The 23,139-nt window shown below is 63.0% G+C and carries 20 protein-coding genes; 8 read left to right on the forward strand and 12 right to left on the reverse strand.

Going from position 1 to position 23,139, the window contains the following annotated elements:
- Nucleotides 1–141 precede the first annotated feature (141 nt).
- Nucleotides 142–2,916 carry an alanine--tRNA ligase gene (gene alaS / locus BMY29_RS17205; RefSeq protein ID WP_049989445.1) on the forward strand — a complete coding sequence of 925 codons (2,775 nt, stop codon included), beginning with the start codon at nucleotides 142–144 and terminating at the stop codon, nucleotides 2,914–2,916.
- 262 nt (nucleotides 2,917–3,178) lie between these two features.
- Here the strand turns inward: alaS and BMY29_RS17210 are convergent, their stop codons facing one another.
- From BMY29_RS17210 to BMY29_RS21485, 3 genes are all read right to left on the reverse strand, one after another.
- A complete protein-coding gene (locus BMY29_RS17210) occupies nucleotides 3,179–3,859 on the reverse strand; it encodes a hypothetical protein (RefSeq protein WP_143067731.1) in 681 nt (226 codons plus the stop codon).
- Nucleotides 3,860–3,949: 90 nt separating this feature from the next.
- Nucleotides 3,950–4,633, reverse strand: a complete 684-nt coding sequence (locus tag BMY29_RS17215; protein ID WP_049989443.1) for a hypothetical protein — start codon at nucleotides 4,631–4,633, stop codon at nucleotides 3,950–3,952.
- A gap of 8 nt (nucleotides 4,634–4,641) precedes the next feature.
- Nucleotides 4,642–5,832 carry a hypothetical protein gene (locus BMY29_RS21485; protein WP_049989442.1) on the reverse strand — a complete coding sequence of 397 codons (1,191 nt, stop codon included), beginning with the start codon at nucleotides 5,830–5,832 and terminating at the stop codon, nucleotides 4,642–4,644.
- A gap of 244 nt (nucleotides 5,833–6,076) precedes the next feature.
- Here BMY29_RS21485 and BMY29_RS17230 point away from each other — a divergent pair, with 244 nt between their 5' ends.
- A complete protein-coding gene (locus tag BMY29_RS17230) occupies nucleotides 6,077–6,862 on the forward strand; it encodes an alpha/beta fold hydrolase (RefSeq protein WP_049989440.1) in 786 nt (261 codons plus the stop codon).
- 191 nt (nucleotides 6,863–7,053) lie between these two features.
- Entirely contained in the window at nucleotides 7,054–8,229 is a 1,176-nt protein-coding gene (locus tag BMY29_RS17235) for an outer membrane protein assembly factor BamB family protein (protein ID WP_177179249.1), read from the forward strand.
- A gap of 79 nt (nucleotides 8,230–8,308) precedes the next feature.
- Here BMY29_RS17235 and BMY29_RS20715 read toward each other — a convergent pair whose 3' ends face one another.
- The 3 genes from BMY29_RS20715 to BMY29_RS17240 all read right to left on the reverse strand — a co-directional run bounded on the left by BMY29_RS20715 (nucleotide 8,309) and on the right by BMY29_RS17240 (nucleotide 11,611).
- A complete protein-coding gene (locus tag BMY29_RS20715) occupies nucleotides 8,309–9,496 on the reverse strand; it encodes a hypothetical protein (protein ID WP_160290089.1) in 1,188 nt (395 codons plus the stop codon).
- Between the two features lie 2 nt (nucleotides 9,497–9,498).
- Entirely contained in the window at nucleotides 9,499–10,236 is a 738-nt protein-coding gene (locus tag BMY29_RS20720; protein ID WP_143067733.1) for a hypothetical protein, read from the reverse strand.
- 667 nt (nucleotides 10,237–10,903) lie between these two features.
- Nucleotides 10,904–11,611: a DUF2270 domain-containing protein gene (locus BMY29_RS17240; RefSeq protein WP_049989439.1), complete on the reverse strand. Its 708-nt coding sequence runs from the start codon at nucleotides 11,609–11,611 to the stop codon at nucleotides 10,904–10,906.
- 135 nt (nucleotides 11,612–11,746) lie between these two features.
- Between BMY29_RS17240 and BMY29_RS17245 the strand changes: the two genes are divergently transcribed.
- Nucleotides 11,747–13,006 (forward strand): class I adenylate-forming enzyme family protein, encoded by a 1,260-nt coding sequence (locus BMY29_RS17245; RefSeq protein ID WP_049989438.1) that lies wholly within the window; start codon nucleotides 11,747–11,749, stop codon nucleotides 13,004–13,006.
- Nucleotides 13,007–13,184: 178 nt separating this feature from the next.
- Nucleotides 13,185–13,922 (forward strand): type 1 glutamine amidotransferase, encoded by a 738-nt coding sequence (locus BMY29_RS17250; RefSeq protein WP_049989437.1) that lies wholly within the window; start codon nucleotides 13,185–13,187, stop codon nucleotides 13,920–13,922.
- A gap of 140 nt (nucleotides 13,923–14,062) precedes the next feature.
- On the opposite strand, the gene BMY29_RS17255 is transcribed toward BMY29_RS17250, so the two are convergent.
- Nucleotides 14,063–16,249 (reverse strand): (Fe-S)-binding protein, encoded by a 2,187-nt coding sequence (locus tag BMY29_RS17255; protein WP_049989436.1) that lies wholly within the window; start codon nucleotides 16,247–16,249, stop codon nucleotides 14,063–14,065.
- 181 nt (nucleotides 16,250–16,430) lie between these two features.
- Here BMY29_RS17255 and BMY29_RS17260 point away from each other — a divergent pair, with 181 nt between their 5' ends.
- Nucleotides 16,431–17,021: a hypothetical protein gene (locus tag BMY29_RS17260; RefSeq protein WP_049989435.1), complete on the forward strand. Its 591-nt coding sequence runs from the start codon at nucleotides 16,431–16,433 to the stop codon at nucleotides 17,019–17,021.
- Nucleotides 17,022–17,243: 222 nt separating this feature from the next.
- A complete protein-coding gene (locus BMY29_RS17265; protein WP_394297059.1) occupies nucleotides 17,244–17,939 on the forward strand; it encodes a CRISPR-associated protein Cas4 in 696 nt (231 codons plus the stop codon).
- A gap of 2 nt (nucleotides 17,940–17,941) precedes the next feature.
- Here BMY29_RS17265 and BMY29_RS17270 read toward each other — a convergent pair whose 3' ends face one another.
- The 3 genes from BMY29_RS17270 to BMY29_RS17280 all read right to left on the reverse strand — a co-directional run bounded on the left by BMY29_RS17270 (nucleotide 17,942) and on the right by BMY29_RS17280 (nucleotide 19,456).
- Complete coding sequence (locus BMY29_RS17270) at nucleotides 17,942–18,535, reverse strand: L-threonylcarbamoyladenylate synthase (RefSeq protein ID WP_049989433.1); 594 nt, start codon at nucleotides 18,533–18,535, stop codon at nucleotides 17,942–17,944.
- Between the two features lie 103 nt (nucleotides 18,536–18,638).
- On the reverse strand, nucleotides 18,639–19,151 hold the full coding sequence (locus BMY29_RS17275) for a redoxin domain-containing protein (protein ID WP_049989432.1): 513 nt from the start codon (nucleotides 19,149–19,151) through the stop codon (nucleotides 18,639–18,641).
- A complete protein-coding gene (locus BMY29_RS17280) occupies nucleotides 19,151–19,456 on the reverse strand; it encodes a glutathione S-transferase N-terminal domain-containing protein (RefSeq protein ID WP_049989431.1) in 306 nt (101 codons plus the stop codon). The genes BMY29_RS17275 and BMY29_RS17280 overlap by 1 nt, the downstream gene beginning before the upstream one ends.
- A gap of 112 nt (nucleotides 19,457–19,568) precedes the next feature.
- Between BMY29_RS17280 and BMY29_RS17285 the strand changes: the two genes are divergently transcribed.
- A complete protein-coding gene (locus tag BMY29_RS17285; RefSeq protein ID WP_049989430.1) occupies nucleotides 19,569–20,969 on the forward strand; it encodes a hemolysin family protein in 1,401 nt (466 codons plus the stop codon).
- A 60-nt stretch (nucleotides 20,970–21,029) separates the two neighbouring features.
- Here BMY29_RS17285 and BMY29_RS17290 read toward each other — a convergent pair whose 3' ends face one another.
- Nucleotides 21,030–21,794, reverse strand: coding sequence for a hypothetical protein (locus BMY29_RS17290; protein WP_049989429.1), 765 nt, complete (start codon nucleotides 21,792–21,794; stop codon nucleotides 21,030–21,032).
- Nucleotides 21,795–21,865: 71 nt separating this feature from the next.
- Nucleotides 21,866–23,059 carry an inorganic phosphate transporter gene (locus tag BMY29_RS17295; RefSeq protein ID WP_049989428.1) on the reverse strand — a complete coding sequence of 398 codons (1,194 nt, stop codon included), beginning with the start codon at nucleotides 23,057–23,059 and terminating at the stop codon, nucleotides 21,866–21,868.
- Nucleotides 23,060–23,139: the final 80 nt, after the last annotated feature.

The raw sequence follows: 23,139 nt of genomic DNA on the forward strand, positions 1-23,139 counted from the left end.
ATGTTACGACCGATCGATCGACGCCCGATCGGCGTGGCCGCTCGGAAGTGACACTCGGACCGATCGCGTTCGCGGCGATCGATGGGGTCGCGGCGACGGTTGCGGAACTGTTTTACGCGCTGCACGGCCAATACACGCGTAATGAGCGAACTGGCGGACGAGTACCGCCTCGAGTACTTCGAGGAGGAAGGGTTCGAGCGCAAGGAGTGCCCGGAGTGTGGCGCTCACTTCTGGACGCGCGATCACGACCGGGTGACCTGTGGTGAGCCGCCCTGCGAGGAGTACGGCTTCATCGACAACTCGGGCTTCGAGGGATCGTACAGCCTCGAAGAGATGCGCGAGACCTTTCTCTCCTACTTCGAGGACCACGACCACGAACGCATCGATCCCTACCCCGTCGCCGCGAACCGCTGGCGCGACGACGTCCTGCTGACCCAGGCGTCGATCTACGACTTTCAGCCGCTAGTGACGAGCGGGAAGACGCCGCCGCCGGCCAACCCGCTGACGGTCTCCCAGCCCTGCATCCGGATGCAGGACATCGACAACGTCGGCAAGACCGGTCGGCACACGATGGCCTTCGAGATGATGGCCCACCACGCGTTCAACACGCGAGAAGACGCCGAGGAGGACTACGCCTACGAGGGCGAGGTCTACTGGAAGGACCACACCGTCGAGCTCTGCGACGGCTTCTTCGAGTCGATGGGCGTCGATCTCGACGAGGTCATCTACATCGAGGACCCGTGGGTCGGCGGCGGCAACGCCGGCCCCGCCATCGAGGTCATCTACCGCGGCGTCGAACTCGCCACGCTGGTCTTCATGTGCATGGAGCAGGATCCCGACGGCGAGTTCGAGATGAAAGACGGGAACCGCTACTCCTACATGGACACCTACATCGTCGACACCGGCTACGGCCTCGAACGGTGGACGTGGGTGTCCCAGGGGACCCCGACCGTCTACGAGGCGGTCTACCCCGACATGATCGAGTTCCTGAAGGACAACGCGGGGCTCGAACACACCGAGGAAGAGGAGGCTCTGGTCCACCGCGCCGCGAAGCTCGCGGGCCACATGGACATCGACGAGGCCGAGGACATGGAGACCGCCCGCGGCGAGATCGCCGACGAACTCGGCGTCGACGTCGACGAACTCGAGACCCTCATGGAGCCCCTCGAAGACATCTACGCGATCGCCGACCACTGTCGCACCCTCGCGTACATGCTCGGGGACGGCATCGTCCCCTCGAACGTCGGGACGGGCTACCTCGCGCGGATGGTCCTCCGGCGCACCAAACGCCTCTGTGACACCGTCGGCGTCGACGCCCCGCTGGACGAACTCGTCGACATGCAGGCCGAGCGTCTGGACTACGAGAACCGCGACACGATTCGCGACATCGTCCGCACCGAGGTCGAGAAGTACCGCGAGACCCTCGAACGCGGCGGCCGCCGGGTCGAGTCGCTCGCCGAGGAGTACGCGAAAAAGGACGAGCCGATCCCGACCGACGAGCTGATCGAGCTCTACGACTCCCACGGTATCCAGCCCGACATGGTCGCGGAGATCGCCGAAGAGGCCGGCGCCGACGTCGACGTCCCCGACGACTTCTACAGCCTGGTCGCCCAGCGCCACGACACCCCCGAGGGCGTCGAGGAGGTCGAGGAGGACGAGGACGAGCGCTTCTCGGACCTCCCCGAGACGGAGAAGCTCTACTACGACGATCAGGAGCGCACCCAGTTCGAGGCGGTCGTCCTGGACGTCTTCGAGCGCGAAGAGGGGTACGACGTCGTCCTCGACCAGACGATGTTCTACCCCGAGGGCGGCGGTCAGCCCTCGGACACGGGGACGCTCTCGACCGACGACACAACCGTCGAAGTCGAGGACGTCCAGATCGAAGACGGCGTCATCCTCCACCGGACCGACGAGGACCCCGGTAAGGGCGAACTCGTCAACGGTCAGATCGACGGCAGCCGCCGGCGCCAGCTCATGCGCCACCACACGGCGACCCACATCGTCATCCACGCCGCCCGCCAGGTGCTCGGCGAGCACGTTCGCCAGGCCGGCGCCCAGAAGGGCGTCGAGAGTTCGCGGATCGACGTCCGCCACTACGACCGGATCGACCGCGCGGCCGTCAAGGAGATCGAGGCGGTCGCCAACGAGATCGTGATGGACAACACCCAGGTCACCCAGGAGTGGCCCGACCGCCACGACGCCGAGGCCGAGCACGGCTTCGACCTCTACCAGGGCGGGATCCCGCCAGGCGAGCAAATCCGGCTGATCCACGTCGACGAGGACGTCCAGGCCTGCGGCGGCACCCACGTTGCCCGCACCGGCGACATCGGCTCGATCAAGGTCCTGAACACCGAGCGCGTTCAGGACGGCGTCGAGCGCATCACGTTCGCGGCCGGCGAGGCCGCGATCGAGTCGACGCAGGTCAAAGAGGACGCCCTCTACGAGGCCGCCGAAATCCTCGACGTCTCGCCGGAGGAGGTCCCCGAGACCGCCGAACGCTTCTTCGAGGAGTGGAAGGCTCGAGGCAAGGAGATCGAAGACCTCACGGAACAGCTCGCCGCGGCCCGCGCCGGCGGCGGTGGCGGCGGCGAGGAGGTCGACGTCGGCGACACGACCGCGGTCGTCGACCGGATTGACGCCGACATGGACGAACTGCGCGCGACCGCGAACGCCCTCGTCGAGGACGGCAAGATCGCGGTGCTGGGCAGCGGCGAGAGCGGCGCCCAGTTCGTCGTCGCCGTCCCCGACGACGTGGGCGTCAACGCCGGCGAGGTCGTCGGCGAACTCGCCAGCCGCGTCGGCGGCGGCGGTGGCGGCCCGCCGGACTTCGCCCAGGGCGGCGGCCCCAACGTCGAGGACTTAGACGCGGCGCTCGAGGACGCGCCCGACGTGTTGCGGCAGGTTCAGGACGCGTAACGAGCGCTGCCCGGTCCGCCAGATTTCCGTTCTTCGTCCGGACGCTGTTGACTCACTCCGTCTCGGTCAGCCGGTCGTATCCCGGAAGTGTTCGGACTAGTTCCCTCTCGAGTTCGTACGTTCGACCGAGCAGTCGCTCCGTCTCGAGCGCGCCGTCGACGTCGAGGGCGGCGACTCTCGTGACGGTAGTTTCGCCGTCCGGTTCCTCGAGTGAAACGAACGCTGATGGGAGAGTCGATCTCGAGTGTGTCGGGATTCGGACTCAAATACCGAGGTGATCTTTGAAGTGGTTTTTCTCCTCCTCGGAGTACTGATACGGGTCTGCCGTAACTACGATTCCGATTCCGCCGTCAGGAAGGGATTCAGTTTTCCAGATAGGCGACGTCTGTAATCGGTCTCGTCCGAATCGTTCGCAAACGGGTTCGGAGAGGAACATTACCCAGAATATGTCTGGAAGCCGACCGTCCTCGAGGTCCGATCGGGTGATAGTCGTTTCGCGTTCGACCCGATACGGGAGATAGGAGAACGCGAACGGTGGTGCGAGTTCGTCGTACGCGAGCGCAGCGATATCGAACGCTTCCTGCGTCGTCTCCGCCACGTTCTCGCGGAAATGAACTCGCTCCCAGATCAGGGACACGCCGCCGAGTTCGGGGAGTCCGTACCGTTCCCACGACGGTGCGACATTGAGAACGAAATCGGAATTGGATCCAAAGATCGATATCGATCCGCGTTTCCGCGTTGCGAGTTCGTCGATGGCCTCCTCAGTCGGCCTCCAATCGAGAACCAGATCCCTCGATATATCACTGTACATCGATCGGTCGATACCACCATCCCGAGTCGTGGTCCATCCTGCTTCGAATCCTCGCTCGAGAGTTTGCCGTATTTCCTCGGATGACGGAGTTTCTAGCCGTGGGAAGTAAATCCCGTAGAAGTCTATATCCATACTTCTATTTCTTTTCCAATACTTGGTATTCAATCTCCGTCATCGGTGCAATATCGTTATTTCTTCTCCGATATCGGTTCCATTAGCGTATCATTCAGACAACTGATCTCGAGCTGTCTCGAGCGCGTTGTCTGCGCCGGTCGGTTCGGGAGTAACGATCACGAATACGCCCCCGTCGTCCAGTTCGGTTACCTCGTACGCCGGGACTGAGCGCAGCCGTTTGCTGCCGATCTCGTCGATCAGGTCGGGACCGAAATACGTGATCCGCTGGAGATCCGTGTCGACGATAGTATCCCAATCACGGGGCGTTGGACCCATGTGTTCGCTTCGGTAGGCTGCGTATGTCACATCAAGCCGACGACAGATTTCCGCGACGTGTTCAGAGAGGGTGAGGAAGTGGGATTCCGATTCGATATCGACCGTATCGGCTTTGAACGAGATCATAGTCCGGTCGTCGCCGACTGGAACGAACGCCACGGAGAAACTCATCGGCTTGTCGCCGGCTTCACCCAACCCGACGGTTAGCGTGGTCGAACCGGGATCGCCGGAGGCGTATTCGTCGACGATCTCCGGCAGCCGTTCCGTCAGTTCGCCCCGCTCTTCGTCTTCGGTATGACTCGTCGTTCCGTCCGGTTGCGGCCGAGTGATTACGTAGTGTCCTGGATACGTCCCGACGTTGTATTTACACCCTCGCGATACCAGCAGATACAGGACCTGGTGGGCGAGCGTCGGGCCGGGTGGACCATCACAAATACAGTCGATATCGAATTCCATGAGTAATCTTAGTCCTGGACATACTCGTAGTTGATTCCTTCGGCGTCCATGTACTCTCGATACTGTGAGGGTGGTCTCTCGTTGAATACGATTTTGTACGCTTGGATATCGATGGTGTCGCTCTCGATGATACGCTGGTAGCCGGCGTCAACGTCGCCAACGTAGCCTTTGAACTCATCAAAGTCCCAACTATCGAAATTACGATTCTTCACCTCGTTTCCGACCCGAGTTCCTTGTTCGGACGTGACAACGTCGATATCACCTGGCCGACTGGAAACTCTATTCGACTGTTGGACGGCGACTACGTCCTGTTTCCGGATCGTCGCGTATCGCGCTTCAAACGCTGCTCCCTTGAAGTTAGATATGTCCGGTGCGATTAAATCGTTCGCGAGTTTGTCGATATTATCGACGTCGGCTCGTTTAAGCCCTTCCAGATCATCGACGACCTGCTCGATACCAGCGAAACCAACTTCGTCCGTATGTCTCCCCAGACTCGAGGCCAGTGCTTCCTTGTCGACATCGATATCCAGTTGGTGGGCCCGGGCGAACGGCCCTGGTCCGCCACTCGCCATAGCGCGAGCAGTGTCATCACCGCCGCGGGCGACTGTCCTGCCAACTGCTGACTGTTCATCTGCATCGAGTCGGTTGATATCAGTACCGTCGACGTCGTGACGATCGAGAAGTTTCGCCACCCGATACTGCTGGCCGACCGTTGATACGCTGCTGAGTACGTTTTCACCGGCTTCTTGGGTAAGGCCGATTCCGGTGGAGAGACCGCGCGAGAACTGAAGCCGGCTAAACCGGACCGGGGCTTTTGCAGTGTGACTCGCTCGACCAGCCAGCTGGGCTGCGCGTCGGACCCGTGATGTGCTGAGTTTATCGACGGTCTTTTGGACGCGCTTGGAACTCTTGAGGGCCTTGCCGGCTTCACCAGAAGGAACCGCACTTTCGATGACGAACCAGGCGATGTAGCCCTCGTACCAGCCCTGGCGGTAGGACTCGTACAGCTGCGGATCGGTGTCGGGATCGTGCGGGTTGTTACGGCGTTGTTGGGTTTCGATCGACTCGGGCATCGCCGCGATGATCGCGTCGAGGTTCGCGATGGCACCGGGAATCTCCCGCACTGCGGCGACGGTCCCGACCGGATCGGTGTACAGCGCTCGCAGGGAATCGATCGACTCGCCGGCACCGGTCGTCATTCCCTGCAGGGTTCCGAGGTCGCGCTCGATTCGCGGGTCGGAGACCCCTTGCGAACGGATCTCGTCCGACGCCGCGGCCCAGACGCCGCCGACTTCGACGGCAGCCGATTCGTTCGTGCCGACTCCGTCGACGATTCGAGGGCCGCCCGCGCGGCGAGCGGTCGCCTTCGCCGGACCGCACCGCTGACGGCCGTCGCGCTCGGGAACCGAAACTATCGCCTTGCTCCGGTCAGTTGATGCGCGTATGCCCGTTGCGTCGAACGGATCCGTCTCGCTGTACTACGACCGCACCGGCGAGGGCGACTCAGTGGTCTTCGTCCCCGAAGCCGGCCTCGGCGGCTGGCTGTGGGGCTGGCAACACGCTGCCGTCGCCGGTCCCCACGAGGCCGTCGTCTGGGATCTCCGGGGGACCGGCCGCTCCGACGCGCCCGACGGTCCCTACGCCCTCGAGACGCTCGTCGCCGACCTCGAGGCGGTCCTCTCCGAGTGTGAGATCACCGACGCTCACCTCGTCGGCTGCGGGCTCGGCGGCGCGATCGCGCTCGCGGCGGCCCGGACGTCGAGCCGCCTGGCGTCGCTGACGCTGTTCGGCACCGCGGCCGAGGGCGCCGCGTTCGACCTCGACCCCCTCTTCGCGTCCCCGAACGATCCGGACGCGCTCCGAGAATCGCTCGAAGCCGGGTTCTCCGACGACTTCATCGACGCCCAGCCCGACGTCGTCGACGGCATCGTCGACTGGCGCGCCGACGGCGACGCCGACCGAGCGGGCTGGGAGGCACAGACAGCCGCGCTCGAGGGCTTCGACGCGACCGACTGGCTGGTCGAGGTCACCCAACCGACGCGGGTGTTCCACGGCGGCGCGGACGGCCTGGTCGCCCCGTCGGCCGGTCGGGACCTGGCACGGGGACTTCCCCGCGGGGAGTTCGTCGAGATCGAGGACACCGGCCATCTCTGCTTCATCGAGCGTTCCAGAACGATCAACGATCGGTTGCTCGGATTCCTCGAGGACCGTACCGAGGACGACGAGTGACCGGTATACGAGATGTGCTAACTCTATCGTCGGACATGCAGTAGGCTACTCCCGACGACAATAGTGGTTCCTCGTGACTCGTGAATACCACCTCGAAGCACCGTACATTCGCCGAATACCGATTCTTAAATCGAGGGAAACTATGTGAGTGATGAAAAAGCATTTATCTATCACTCAGAGTATGAATGGATATGCCCTCCTCGCGGCGTACCTATCTCGCAGGTGTTGGAGTTGGACTCTCCACGATTATTGCGGGGTGTTCTGACGAATCGCGTCCGACGAGCACACCTATCGCTTCCAACTGGGAACAGATCGGTCACGACTCACGACACACTAGTGCAAATACGTCCATTTCTAACATCTCTCAGGGAGATACTCACTGGCGAACGGAATTGGAGGCAAACGCTGAGATCTCCGGCGTTGCTGTTATCGATAATCGAATTATCGCTGGCGGACGTCGAGAAATGGAACGCGGTTTTCTGTCTCAGATATCACTCGGTGACGGTGAAATACTGAGTAGCGTTGAACTCTCGACGCCTGTGATTGCTCCGCCAGTACTAAGCGAGAACTCCGTTATTACGACATGCCGTATAGACGGTCAGACTGGGAACCTTCGCTCCTTTGATTACGAGGAAACCGAACGATGGTCTCATCGAGTAGCTGGCACACTCCCCGCTCCACCGGCAATTCATCAATCAGTTGTCTATGGTGGTAGTCGGAAGGGAGAAATATTCGCTCTCGAGGAGTCAGATGGGGACGTTCGATGGGAGAGGACGCTGGGTGACGAACAGACAGAGGGCGCTGTTTCCGCACCACCAACAGTAGATGAAACCGGCGTGTACATCCCTCTCTCTTCATCCGCAGCACAGGGAATTTATTCTCTATCCCCTACAGACGGGACCACGAAGTGGAAAATCGAAGGGCCGCGTATTCTATCGATACTAGCGAGAACGGACGATGTATTGCTCGTAAGTTATCCGTCATATGATGTTGCAGCGTTCGATATCAGGACCGGAGAACGACGCTGGTCAACGAGCCTCGCCGAAAAAGAAGTGTCACCACCAGCAGTCAGTGATGGCATCATTGTCGTTGCGGACGAAACGACATTATATGGTCTCGAGGCAGAAACTGGCGAAGAACGCTGGTCGATAACGTGCGATCCGGATACGGCTTATCAACCAGTTATTGCAGGTCCTACCGTCCTCATTCAATCCGAGAACAGCCTCATTTGCTGTTCAGTAGAGGACGGGGAACAGTTATGGACTAGTGATCATTCGTCTGGAATCCCTATCGTCCCCTTCGAGAACGGACTGCTCTTCAGTCCCGCGCCTAACACTCTCGCCGCATACTCGAGTTACCAAGAGTGAGTACCGAGATCAGGCGTTCCCACGAATTCCGTCGGAGAAAAATTCGGTTGCTGCCATCGCTACAGCAACTACGGACCGGCTATGCGAGTATCTCGTCGAGTGAGTTTGAGATCGCTTCTGCGGTTTGATAGCTGGCTAGTGAGACGACCAGCGATTCCGTCTCTTCCGGATCGAGCTGGGCTTCGGATCGCTCAAGCATAGAATCCGCATATAGCTGCTGATCATACGCTGTATTCTGCAAGACTAGCGAAAGAGGATCATCGGTTCGTTCTTCAGTTGCTTCTTCGACGCTCGCTCGCGCTCGCTCCGCACTCTCGGTTGTTGCTGAAATTGTTACCCCCTGATCGGTAGTCCACGGGTTCGGTACAGACGTGAGTTCATCTGCAGCGACCATCATGGCATCGCCCTTCAGGCTACTGATGACAGCTGCTTCGTCGTAGCCTCGCTCTGCCAAGGTTTTTGCTCGGTTTCGATAGCCGTCTGCAGACTCCGCTGCGATTGATGCATACCTGTCCGAGTCATAGGATTTAGCAATTTCACTACGCTCTGTAGGAATCACAGCATCGTATTCCACCGACGGGCCAGTAGAGCCAGTAGAGGTGGACTCACCAAACACTTCTGCGTTAGAACTGTTGATTAGTTCCGCGTCAGTCACACTCATTGAGGCTGCCTTGACGGAACTGTACGCTTGTGCCAAACTGGTTTCCGTTGATCGCTTTCCTGATTCAAAGAGCGTCGGCACCTGGTCAAGGTGGTCTGTCCCGGCGTTTAGGCTATGCTGTACTTCACCCAAGACAACGAGTGACTTGTCACTTTTCGGTTGCCGTTTCAGAGCTCTTTTTGCCCGGCCAATAGCCGACCGCACATCGGCTACTTCGTTCTTAATACTATTTTCTGTGATAGTTCCGGATGCGGCCTTCTGATATCCTTCAACGGTATACCCGCTGACAGTTGATTGCCTTGCTGCAACAAGCGCATCCCAGTCATCGGAAGCAGCAATACTCTTCTCTAACAACGCTTGCTGCCGGTTTGCTTGTTTAACAGCATCTGGATTCGTCAGTTCATCGTGATCGATATTGGTAGCGGGCTGAACTTGCGCATGAGTCTGGATACGCTGTATCGCCTCACTGGAGAGTGTAACGGGTCGAGGGATTTCACGATCTGTTCCGCTAGAAGTGGAAGTAGCAGCGACACCGCGTGCCGCCCCGATTCCGGCTGTTCCCACCACTGCACCCGCGATCGCGCCAAGGGTCGTTCTCCGTTTCATGGTTATCGGTAAATATTGAAGTCTGCTGCGTGGAAGTTCCTGTTCGAATCATCGGTGGTAATCGGAGACGAGTCGATTCGGAATCCTGCGTCCACCGACGTGTTAACGTCCATTCGATACCAGCCAGTTTTCGTTGGTGTATTAACGTGAGTTAACCAGTTAATACCCTGAACGCTAGGATTGTCGTTGAATTGTCGTACCTTGTGCTGTGTGGTGTTCGCCCCATTAGTAACCGATTCTTCGTCTTCGATCAGGCTAAACGGATCAGGCAGGGGGAGATTCGATGCTGAAGAGGCGAGGTCGATCAGGTACGACAGTGCTGCCTCGGCAACAGGATCAACACTGGGACTACCGGTTCCCTGTTGGCTTGTCTGTAAGTCGGTGATCCGGATGCTTGTATCAGTGGGACTGCTGAAATATTCTACCTCTAATTCGTGGTTTTCCGTCGCGGGATACCAGAATTGAGGGGAATACCACGTTCCCTTGTTTTTGGCGTCATCATAACTGAGACTCATCGTTGCAGCTTGCGTAGCATCTACTGGAGTATCTGTACTTTGAGTAGTGAGTTCATCATCTCCTGCTGCACTGGAACAGTGGTCGACGTAGTTCCAGTCATCATCATAGTAGAACTGATGGTCATCGCTATCGTACTCTACTTGATCTGCCGATGCGGTACCGGATGCAAGAGCCGCTATACCTGCCGTAATGGCAGGTATCGCCTTTTTAGTATTTTTCAACATCCAATAGAATATATAATAAGAAATTAATTAAGTATTCTTGAAGATACTAGACATAATTAGGTTGTACAATAATCATAGGAAATAAATATAGTGATGGAATCCTACCTATAAGTGAATATTGTGGTCTATATCCAATTATAGATAGAAGATATCTTTGTATGTGGTTCAGAAAATCAGGATATAAACAGCAGGATTCGATCACCAAAATCGGTAACTAGTGCGTAGTAGTGAAGAGCAGCGAATCAGAGCAGGCCTGCAGTCGTCGGTCGAATGTTCTGGACTGTACGCATCTACGCTCGAGGAACGGATGATCGACTGGCAAACGCGTGGCGCGGTTCCGACCGTCAGTCGACTTCGTGCACGTCGATATGGCTCACTTGGCCTGTACGCACCGTGTTGATCGGGAAACCGAGTACGATACCTGCAAGATCAACACGTCGGAGAACGTCGCGGAAGTCAGGGCGAGCGAGCACCGCGAGACGGGAGCTAACGGTCTCTCACGAGGCGAGTGCGATGAACAGGAGCGGAGCGTAGGAAGGGCAGCGGCTTATTCTGACCTCAGTCTCAAGCACGACGGATTGCCGTCTCGCGAACGAGTCGGAACGGTCGCCGTTCCGACGGCAGGAGAGACCCAGTTTTCCCGTTCTCTTTCAGCGCTTGTTCCCGTTCACGACTTCCACTCGCCGTAGTTCGTCTCGTCGACCTCGCCTTTGGCCTGGCGCTCGCGCGGCCAGGCCGCGACGCCGACGGCGAGTCCGTAGCCGACGATCAAAGACCCCATCACGGCCAGTCCCGGGATCCCGGGCAGCGACGCGGCTTCCAGCCACGTCTGGTCGGGATAGTAGGCCGCGATCCGAAAGAACCAGCTGCCCAGCATGACGGTCAGCAGCGGGAGGTAGACCCGACGGAGCCGCCGGCCGACCGCTTCGCGATACGGCAACTTGATCGCCGGATTGCGGTAGTCCTCGCTCAGCTCCGCGCGCCAGCGCGGCCGTTCGACGCCGGCGGACGGGTCGAGCGCGTTCGCGAACAGGTTCTCCTGCAGGAGTCGCGCACGCGAGCGCCACACGTCGTAACTCTGGTACCGGCGCGCCTCGATCCCGAGGAACACGGCTATGACGAGCATTCCGACCAGCAAGATGGCGTGGGAGGTCCCGTCGCTCGAGAACGCGTAGACGAGGATCGCGGCCATGACGGTGACCGCCCAGTCGGTCGTCCGGTCGAGCCGGTCGCGCCAGGTCGTGACCCGCTCGATCTCGCCGCGATAGAGGTGCGCCGCCACCGATCCGAGCCCGGTGCTCTGATCGACCATCTCCCGGCCGATCTCCCGCTGTTCGGGGGCTTCCGGGTCGAAATCGGTCTCTCCCCGAGTCATTACGAACGATACCGTCGGGAGCGGGATAACGAGTGCTCCAACGCTAGCAGGTACGCAGTCCGATTCCGCGACCGCGCCTCCGTGCTTGCGACTGACTCCCCGGCTACTACGTGTTCGAACGTGGGAGGGCCCGCTATGACCCTCTCGCTGGCTCGCCGGGCCGACCGTTTCCCGGATCGGACCGCGGTCGTCGATATCTCCGAGGAGCGGCTGTACGCGCCCGCGGAGACGATTCACGACGACCGCGTCACGTACGGGGAGCTGTCGACGATCGCGACGCGGACGGCCGAACGGCTCGCGACGCTCGATATCGGCCCCGGCGACACGGTCTGTCTCGTCTCGCGAAACCGGGTCGCTTCGCTGGCGCTGTTTTTCGCGTGTCGGCGACTGGGCGCAACGTTCGCGCCGATCTCGCACCTGTTGACGCCGGCCTCCGTCGAGCGTCCGTTCGACGTCCTCGAGCCCGACCTGGTCGTTTCCGAGGCGGCCCAGCGCGATCTCGTGCGGTCGATCCCCTTCGATCGGTCGGTGACGCTCGACGAATTGACCGAGGCCGACCGCGAATCGGTGGACTTCGACGACCGACGGAGCGAGGGCGGAGCGGGGGAGAATCCGCTGCTGGTCCTCCACGGTGAGACGGGTCGGCCGCTCGCGGGCTATTCCGCGGCCGCCGTCGAGCGAAACTGCGTCACGGGCGTCGTCGCCTGGGGCGTCGCGGCCAACGACGTGGCGCCGCTGACCGGGCCGCTGTCGACGCCCGCCGCCCTCGTTCGCGTCGCGCTGTCGGTGCTGTACGCCGGGGGAACGCTCCTGCTCGATCGGGCCTTCGATCCCGGCGACGCCGTGACCGCTATCGTCGAGGAGGACGCGACGCTGCTTGCCGGCCGCGAAACGGCGCTCCGCGACATCGCCGCCGAATCCGGCTTCGCGGACGCCACGAACTCGCTCCAGCGGGTCGTCTGCGAGGGCCCGATCCCCGAGGACGTGACCGCGGCCTACCGCGACCGGGAGCTGCCGGTCGCCCAGGTCTACGGCCGCCTCGAGTGTCCGACCGCGCTGAGCCAGGGATTCGAGGGGCGGTCGTCCGCATCCACGTCCGAGACCGATGGCACCGCTGTCGGTCGGCCGGTCCCCGATTGCCAGGCCCGCCTGGTCGACGACGAGGGGACGGTGCTGGATGGCCAGGCGACCGGCCGGCTCCAGCTCTCGGGGCCGATGGTCGCCGACGGGTACGTGACCGCCGCGGGGACCGACGACGAGAACTGGTACGCGTCCGCGGAGCTGCAAAGCGAGGACTACGACGAGGCCGACGATCGCGGCGAGTTCGCGGATGGCTGGTTCGATACCGGCGACCGAGCCCGCCGCGACGCGGACGGCCGGTACTATCTCGAGTGAGCCGTCGCGGAGTGGCCGTGACCGTGCCGTCCCTGTGCCCGTTCCTATTCCCGTTTTGGCCCGTGATCGAATTCCGTTCGCTCGACGGCCACGGAAATCCCGACCTGGTCGTCAACGGTTGCGGCAACGCCGGCGCGGGACGGAAAGTCTATGCGTCTCGAGTGGCCACTAGCGTTCCGTGAGTCAGCTCCGAATCGCCGTCCTGAACGCGGCCCATCGGGACGAGAACACGACGCGAAACTTCCGGCGCGAACTCGACGCCTCGCTGGCGGAGTTCGACGCGGCCGACGGGGAGGTCCCCGACGACTTCGACTACGACGGGGCCGTCGTCACCGGCTCCCGGGCGTCGGTCTATTGGGACGAAGAGTGGATGCAGCCGGTCAAGAAGTGGGTTGGTCAGGCGATCGATCACGGAATCCCTTGCCTCGGCGTCTGTTGGGGCCACCAGCTGCTGGCCGACGTCCTCGACGGCACCGTCGCGGATATGGGCGTCTACGAGGTCGGCTACAGCGAGATCGAGCACACCGGCGAGTCGCGGCTATTCGACGGGGTCAATGAGACGTTCACCGCCTTCACCAGCCACTCCGACGAGGTCGCCGAACTCCCGCCTGGTGCCGAGCCCATCGCCGAGAACGAGTACTCGAACCACGGCTTCCGGAAGGATCGGGTCTTCGGCGTCCAGTTCCACCCCGAGTACGACATGCAGACCGCTCGCGAGCTCGTCCACCGCAAGGAACTCTCCGACGAGCGCCTCGAATCGGTCCTCGCCGAGATCACCGCGGAAAACTACCAGCGGGCCTGCCAGGCCAAACTCGTCTTCGACAACTTCGTCGAGTTCGTCCGCGAGGTAACGGCGAGTGAGGTCGCCACCGACACGGAAGGAAACGCGACGGCTCGAGTCGGGCAGTCCGACTGACCGCGGCGCGACGGTCGTTTTTCGGATGGTTCGCGCGACAATTTGCGGGATCGGAAGTAGTATTGCGAGCCGTCGGCTCTCGAAACGAGAACCGAACACGAAAACGGCGACAGCGGGTCCGAAACGGAGCGGGCCGGGCGTCAGTCGGCGGCGACTTCGACCTTCGCCTCGTCTTCCTTGTCGATCGCTTCGACGATGAGTTCGGCGACGTCGACGATCTCGATCTCGTCCTCGTAGCCGCCGGTCTTGCGGCCGTCCTCGTACATCGTCATGCACATCGGACAGGCGACGACGAACTTCTCGACGTCGGGGCCGGCGTCGGTGTCCTCTAAGGCCTCGCGGAGGCGCTCCTCGCTCGGTTTGGGCTCTTCTTCGAAGTCCATCCAGAGGCCGCCACCGCCGCCGCCGCAACAGAAGGAGTTGTCGCGGTTGCGCGGCATCTCGTCGAGTTCGCAGCCCGTTGCTCTGATGAGTTCGCGCGGGGCCTCGTACTCGTCGTTGTACCGGCCCAGATGGCAGGGGTCGTGGTAGGTGACCGTGTAGTCGAGTTCGGTGCCGGTCAGGTCGAGTTTGCCCTCCGTGACGAGTTCCTCGACGGCCTGAGTCCAGTGATAGACCTCGATCTCGCCGTCGTCGTTCCACTGTTCGTCGTACTCGAAGGGCATCATCGGATCGTCGGCGAACTCGTCGAAGTTGAGCTCCGGATACTCGTTCTTGAAGGTGTTGTAAGAGTGGGGGTCGGTGCAGACGATTTTGTCGAACTCGCAGTCCTCCCAGGTCTCGACGTGGTGGCCGGCGAGTTCGACGTAGAGCAGTTCCTCGCCGACGCGGCGGATATCGTTGCCGTCGAACTTCTCGTCGTCGAAGAGGATGCCGAAGCTGACGTCGGCTTCGTTGAGGATGGTCGCCAGCGAGCGGGCGACCTGCTTGTTGCGCTCGTCGTAGCTCGGGAAGTCGCCGACGTACCAGAGGTAGTCGACCTCCTCCTCGCGGGCGTCGGTGACGTCGAACTCGAGGTCTTCGGTCCAGTCGCCGCGGTCGCGCGGCGAGTTCCCGAAGGTGTTGCCGTTCTGCATGACGTTCTGGAAGACGTCCTGCATACTGGGTGCGACGTCGCCCTGATCGGTCATCTGGCGGTTGAGCCGGGTGAAGCTGTTCAGGTGCTCGATCTCGACGGGACAGGCGTCCATGCAGGCCATACAGGCCATGCACGACTCCATCGTCTCCGCGTTGATCACGCTCGTGCCGCCGTCGGCGATGATCGGCTGTTCCTCGCCGCCGGCGTCGAGATCCTCGCGGTAGGCCTTCAGGTCGAGGATGACGTTACGCGGGTCCAGCGGGCGGTCGGAGGCCTTCGCGGGACAGACCGAGGAACACCGGCCGCACTTGGTACAGGCGTCCTGGTCGAGGATCTCCTTCCAGGTGAAGTCGTCGATGGACTCGGCGTTGGTCGCGTCCAGATCCGAGGGGACGTTCGGCAGCCGCCGGCCGGCCTTCTCGTCGCGGGTGACGACGTTCGCGAACGAGGAGAGCATGTGGAACGGCTTCGCGTAGGGGATCCACGCGATGAAGAAGAACGCCAAAAGCGAGTGGCTCCACCAGGCGAGCCAGTGGAGGTTCTCGGCGTTGAGGCCGGCGGCGTTCAGGCCCGCCTGGTCGACTCCCAGCGTCGGGAGGCCGACGGCCTCGAAGGCCAGCGCCATGCCGTAGGCGACGAAGCTGACGGCCTCGTGGTCTGGAATCCCGGCGCTGTAGACGCGCAGTCCCTCGAGGAGGAAGCCGCCGACGCCGAGGCCGAACAGCGTCCAGATGAAGACGTCGTCCTCGGTGGAGGTGTGGCGGTCCCAGAGGCGGTGATTGCGGACCCAGTAGCGGCGGTACATCGCCATCCCGATGCCGACGACGAACAGCAGGCCCATCGCGTCGACCATGAACTGGTAGGCGAGGTAGAAGTCACCCTCCCAGAAGTGGCCCTGGAAGATCGGCTCGTAGACGTAGCCGTCGACGGCCAGAATCGAGGTTGCGATGAACAGCGTCAGGAATCCCCAGAGGATAAACGAGTGCATCAACCCGCCGTAGAGGTCCCTATTGAACTGCTTCTCGTTCGAGAGTACGATCTTCGACGCGTTCACCACGCGATTCGGGAACTCGTCGAGACGCGGGAAGGTGTCGTCGTCGCCCTCGGCGTAGCGGGAAAACCGCCGGTAGACGCCGGCGACGAAGACGGCAATGGCGGTAAACGCCAGAAGGTAGAACACCGCGTACTCGACGCTGGTGATCCCCCAGTACGTCTCCCGCGCGACGTTCGATTGTGCTATGGTGTTCATGTTCAATGACGTGCAGGGCGGTGACTTAATTCTTGTCACGCCCCGTTTCCGATTACCCCGACGCCGTCATGCGAAAATTTTCAGCCGATTGAGCGTTTATAATGGTCGTACGTGTCAGTATTCCGTACCCAATGTGATCTGGCAACAGGCTTAAATAGACTCCCGTCGGGAGTGTCCACCCATGAACGAGAAAACTGAAGAGCTCCGAGACATCTTTACCGACGTCACCGACGGGGAGGAGACGGTCACCGAACCGCAGGAGAACACCCGCGGCTCCCTCGAACGCGACGAACGAACCGACGAGGAACGCCTCGAGAGCGTCGTCCAGCAGATGCGCGAGCGATACGACTTCGACACGCCCCTCTCGAACGATGAGTTGATCGCAGTCGCCCACTCGTTCTACGACGACCACAGCGACGAGGAGATCGCCGACGAACTGGGAATCGACCCCGACGAGGTCTTCGAGGCTCGCATGTCGCTGCACCTCGTGAGCGATGACGACGCCGACGAGGTCGACCTGGCGGCGATCCGCGATCGCGACGAGGACGACGCTACCCTGGCCGCGGAGTACGACGTCAGCGAGGACCAGATCCGGTGCTACCGCCGAGTCGCCCGGGCGGAAGACCAATCCCGGACGGCCAACGACCGCTACCGCGACGAGTTCGACAGCATCCTCGCCGACGCCGAACTCTCCGAACGTATGACGACCGACGTCCGCGAGGACGGCCTCGAGGACGCCACCGAGGGGATGGAGACGGACGTCGATTTCTAAGCACCAGTCGTTTGCGCTGCGGTCTCCCGAACGGACGGCGCCACCGCTGTCGCACAGCGCGGCGTCCTTCGGCCACCGGTCGGTCAAGAGCACGTCGTCGCCCCCGCAGACGCGGCCGCCGCTTCGAGGGTCCCTTGGCCGCCCGCTCTCGTCGTTCGTCCGCGGCTGCTCCACCTGCTTCGGCGAGACTTCTTATAGGAAAGGGCGGCCAGGCGACCCGTGATGCGCGACCGGATTCCGTTCAGCGACCTGCGGACCGCCGCCTACTGTCCGCGGAAGTGTTACTATCAGCGCACGCGACCCGCGGAGGAACGCGAGCCGCCGCCCGAGGTCGAGTCGATCCGCGCGCTCGCGATCAGGTACGACGAGTTGCTCGCGGCGTCCCCGGACGACCTCGAGCGGGAACCGATCGCCGTCTCGCCGGGCCGCTATCGCGACCGCCTGGCGTCGACGCGGGATCGACTCGCGGACGCGGACGCAGAGACTGACCAGTGGGACCGCCTCCGGAACCCTCGCGAGCGAGACCGCCTGGCGACCGGACGCCACTGTCGCGGAATCGTCCACAAGGTGCTCGCCGACCCGCTCGAACCGGTCCTGATATCCTCCGGCGAACCCCCCGACAACGGCGTCTGGAAACCGCAGTCGGTCCACGCCGTCGCGGCCGCCAAGGCGCTGTCCTGGGAGCACGAGGAATCGATCGAGCGGGCCTGGCTCGAGTATCCGGCCTACGGCGTGATCCGGTCGATCGAGCTGACGACCGAGCGGAAGGCCCGATACCGGAGCGCGCTCCGAGCGGTTCGAGAACTGGATGGGCCGCCCGCGCGGACGACCAACCGCTCGAAGTGCGAGGCCTGCGAGTTCGCCGCCGAATGCGGCGTCAAAACGCGGACCCTACGATCGCTGCTCGACCTCGGGTAATGCTACTGCCGTTCGAGCCAGGCCTCGATCTCGTCGGCCAGGGCGCCCCGCCGGTGGATCGTCCCGGTCGAGAGGTCGACGACGGTGCTCTCGGTGCCGGGCGTTTCGCCGCCGTCGAGGACGACTGCCTGGTCGAGCACTCGGTCGCCGATTTCGTCGACGCGGCGGGCGCTCGGCTCGCCGCTGACGTTGGCGCTGGTCGAGGTAATCGGCCGCTCGGCGCGCTCGATAAGTTCGAGCGCGGGGTCACAGTCGGGCACGCGGATGCCGACCCTATCTCGACCGGCAGTGAGGACGTCGGGGACGATATCGCGACGCTCACAGAGCACGGTGACGGGGCCCGGGAGGAACTCGTCGGCGAAGGCTCGTTCGCGCTCGCCCGCGCGGATGTAGTCGTTTTCGATGGCCGCCTCGAATCGCGGGACCGCGAGCGAGACGGGCTTCGAGCGGTCCCGGCCTTTCGCGTCGAAGACGCGCTCGACGGCGTCGGGGTCGAGGGCGTCGGCCGCGAGCCCGTAAACCGTCTCGGTCGGGTAGACGACCAGATCGCCGTCCCGAATCGCCGCCGCTGCACGCTCGAGATCGTCGTCGTTCATGGTTGGGACTCGATCCGTGATCGGCAAAAACGCACCGTCCGCAGTCGGTCGCGAGCGATGGCCGCACGACGACCGGCGGCTCGCTCGCGGCCGGACTCGGGACCTACTCGAGTCCGAGCGCCGACTCGAGGTCGTCGTAGTCGGGGAACTCCGGCCAGTCGGTGGCGACCCAGGCGCCCTCGACGGTCCGGTCGGCGTCGAGCGCGAAGAAGGCGACGCGAGGTTCGCTGAGCCCGGTCATCCCGTCGAGCTCGTGGGCGATGTCGTACGACTCCGCGACCCGGTTGCTCGGGTCGGTGAAGAACGCGAAGGGGTAGTCGTTGTCCTCGATGAACCGCTTGATTCCGTAGGGAGTCGAGGCCGTGACGCCGACGACGCGGGCCGCGTCGTCCCAGTCGCGCTCGGCGAGTTCGTCCCAGACGTACTTCGCGACGAACGAGCCGGTCATCGGGGTGAAGACGAGGATCGTCCGACCGTCGGTCTCGTCGACGAGTTCCGACAGCGTTCGGTCCTCCCAGAACTCGTCGGTGACCAGCGGACGGGTGAACTCTGGGGCCTCCTCGCCCGGCTCGGGGTGGTCCGTCGGGCCGAGTTCGACGACGTCGAACTCCGGCATCAGACGTCACCTCCCGCGTCCGCCGCTGCCGCGTCGGGGCGGTCGCCCTCGCCGTAGGTCGCGTCGAGGTAGTCGACGATGTTGGCGCTTTCCGCCATCGTGACGCCGGTGTTCTCGTCGACGATGACGGGCACGGTCCGGACGCCCGCGACGCGCTTGACGACGTCGCGCTCGGAGTGCAGCGGCTCGATGAACCGCGAGTGGTAGCCCAGATCGTACTCGTTCAGCCGTCGCGCGACCCGCTCGCAGTACGGACAGCCCTGGAGTCGGTAGAACGTGATCGGTCGGTCGATGCGCTCGCTCATACCGACTCGTAGGGGAAACGGTCGGGTAAACGTGTCGTCGCCGGCGGCCCTGACCGCGACCGATCTTAAAATGGGAAACGGTTAACCGATTCGGCTATTAGGCTGTATATCAATGGCGTTGTCTCCGCTGTTCGAGGTACCGTTGGCCGCCTACGAGCTTCCAGTCGTAGGTGTCGAATTCGACCAGTCGACCGTGACGATCCTCGGCTCGCTCGCGGTCGCCCTTCTCATCGGCCTCTCAGCGTTCTTCTCCTCGTCGGAGATCGCGATGTTCAACCTCCCGAAACACCGCATCGAGGGGATGATCGAGGACGACGTCAAGGGTGCGGACCTGGTCAAAGCGCTCAAGGACGATCCGCACCGGCTGCTCGTGACGATCCTGGTCGGGAACAACATCGTCAACATCGCGATGTCGTCGATCGCGACGGCGATCCTCTCGCTGCACTTCGGCGGCCTGGTCGGCGTCCTGCTGGCGACGTTCGGGATCACCGCGCTCGTCCTCCTGTTCGGCGAGAGCGTGCCCAAGTCCTACGCCGTCGAGAACACCGAGACCTGGTCGATGCGTATCGCGAAGCCGTTGAAAGCCACGGAGTACCTCCTGTATCCGCTGATCGTCCTCTTCGACTACCTCACGCGGCAGGTCAACCGGCTCATCGGCTCGACGGGGGCGATCGAGTCACCCTACGTCACCCGCGACGAGATCCAGGAGATGATCGAGTCCGGCGAGCGCGAGGGCGTCTTAGAGGAGGAGGAACACGAGATGCTCACGCGCATCTTCCGCTTTAACAACACCATCGTCAAGGAGGTGATGACCCCGCGACTCGATATGACGGCGGTCCCGAAAGACGCCGACATCGACGAGGCCATCGAGACCTGTATCCAGAGCGGCCACGCCCGGATCCCGGTCTACGAGGGCAGCCTCGACAACGTGCTGGGCGTCGTCCACATCCGCGATCTGGTGCGCGATCTCAACTACGGCGAGACCAAGAGCGACGACCTCGAACTGGCGGACCTCATCCAGCCGACCCTGCACGTCCCCGAATCGAAGAACGTCGACGAACTCCTGACCGAGATGCGGGAAAACCGGATGCACATGGCCATCGTCATCGACGAGTTCGGCACCACCGAGGGCCTGGTGACGATGGAGGACATGATCGAGGAGATCATCGGCGAGATCTTGGAGGGCGGCGAGGATATGCCGATCGAGGAAATCGACGCGGACACCGTCCTCGTCCGGGGCGAGGTCAACATCGAAGACGTCAATGAGGCCCTCGAGATCGATCTGCCCGAAGGCGAGGAGTTCGAGACGATCGCCGGCTTCATCTTCAACCGCGCCGGCCGCCTGGTCGAGGAGGGCGAGGAGATCGAGTACGACGGCGTCCGGATCACCGTCGAGGACGTCGAGAACACTCGGATCATGAAGGCCCGACTCAAGAAACTCGAGGAGTACGAGCGACGGGTCGAGGAGGAAGAAAGCGCCGCGGCCGTCGAGATCGACGAAAACGACGAGTAACGGCCTCCGGTCGTGGTGTCTGTACTGTTTGTACTGTCTGTAACGGTCGCGACGTGGAGATCAGTTTCGTGACCCGACGAGCGCCGCGATATCGCGGGCGACCGCCGGCGGGACGACGATCCGGCGTGGTCCCTGCACGTACTTTCCGTCCGGTTGCGCGTAGCTGAGCGTGACGACGACGGCATCGCCCAGCGGCCGGGTCGAGACGCCCTCGATCACGTCGAGATCGATCCGCTGGTCGGGTTCGTAGAGGTAGATCGCTTCCTCCTCGCGGTCGAGCGCGCCGACCGACTGGAGGAACGAGGCGAGGACCAGTGCGACCAGCGCGAGCGGGATCAACAGCGCGGCCAGGCCGGTGAAGGGACCGGCGCCGACGGCGAGCAACTCGTTCTGGGAGACGTACCGTCCGATGCCCATCAGCGCGCCGATGACCCCGCCCATGAGGACCGTCCCGACGGCGGCGTCGACCGCCCGGTCGAGGCGCCGTCCCGAGGGAACCTCGACGGAACGCGAGGCGGTGAGCCGCTCGAGGTAGCGGCCGGTATCCGCGGCGGCGAGCGCGAGGACCGTCGCGGAAAGCGCCGCGATGAACGCGAGGACGACGATTCGACCGGTCCGGCCGGCGGTCTCGCCGCCCATCCGGTAGAGTCGCCAGCTGACGACGATTCCGATCGCGGCGAAGAAAGTACCGACGCCGAACAGCCACAGGAGTCGCACGGTGCGGGAGGTACTGGCGTCCCGTCGCCACTGGAGCATGTCGTCCCCGTCGGCCGCGGGTCCGGCCTCACTTCCATCTCCGGTGGCGTCGACGGCGTCCTCGTCCATACTCGAACTCACGACCCGTTGTGTAAAGACCGTTCGATGTCGCCCGTTCTCCTCGCCTCGGGAGCGAGCGCTCAGAGCAGGATCGCGCTGACGGCGACGTAGCCGGCGTAGGAGACGACGATCGCTCCGGCGAGCGAGCCGGCCCACGCGAGTACGGTAAAGCCCATCTTGCGGGCGCTGACGCCGCCGCCGGCGCCGGCCGCGGCGTAGCCGCTCCCGATGATCGCGCTGACGATGATCTCGTTGAACGAGACTGGAATCCCGTAGAACACGGCGACCTGGGCGATGATAAACGAGGGGATGAGTGCGGCAATCGACCGCCGCGGTCCCAGCGAGGAGTAGTCCTGAGCGATCGCCTTGATCATCCGCGGCGCGCCGGTCCACGAGCCCAGCAGCAGGCCGAACCCGCCGCCGACGAGCAACGCGACGATCGGCAGGTCGAGCGCGCCCGACAGCGGGATCAGCGGCCCGATCGCCAGGCCGACCTGGCTGCCGCCGGCGGAGAAGGCGACGAGGCCGCCGAGGACGAGCAGGAAGTGGCGCTCGCCGCGCTCGGTCCCGTTGTTGAGGTCGATCGCGATCGCTCCCGCCCAGAACGCGGCGATCGCGAGCGTCGCGGCGACGACGCCGGCGAGTTCGGGCCCGGGGATCCAGTCGCCCGAGGCCTGGGCGATCGACCGCCCGCCGGCACCCGCCGAGCCGAGGATCGCGAACTCGATGTTGGCGACGATCGCGCCGACGAGCGCCGCCAACACGATGATGAGGGACTCCTCGGCGATCACCTCGGCGCGGAGGACACGGGCGACCGCGTAGGCGATTCCGCCCCCGACGAACGGCGTCAGCACCCACAGCGTGGCGATCTCGGTGTACTTCGCCCAGGCGGGATCGCCGCCCATCGCGAGGCCGGTCCCGATGACCGCCCCGGTGACGGTAAACGCCGTCGCGATCGGGTAGCCGGTGAAGATGCCGATCGCCACCAGGCCGGCCGCGATCAGCAGGGCGATCGTGGCGCCGGCCGACGACAGCGTCACGCCGCCGATCAGCTCGTTGCCGACGGCTTCAGAGACGTTCGCGCCCTGGAGGACCGCCCCGGCGAAGCCGAGCAGGCCGACGAGGAAGCCGGCCCGCATCACCGAGATCGCGTTCGCACCGACCGCCGGCGCGAACGGCGTGGAGCCACTCGAACCGGCGCCGATCGCCCAGGCCATAAAGAGGCTCGCGATCGAAGCCACCAGAAACGTCGCGACCGTCGCGATCTCGACCATCTATCAGGCGTTTACCAGCTACCGCTACAAGTGTGTGCCGACCTTCAATCGCCGGGGCAGCGGGCCGTTCCGCGCTTCGG

It is taken from the genome of Natrinema salifodinae (assembly GCF_900110455.1).
In the GTDB taxonomy this organism is placed as follows: domain Archaea; phylum Halobacteriota; class Halobacteria; order Halobacteriales; family Natrialbaceae; genus Natrinema; species Natrinema salifodinae.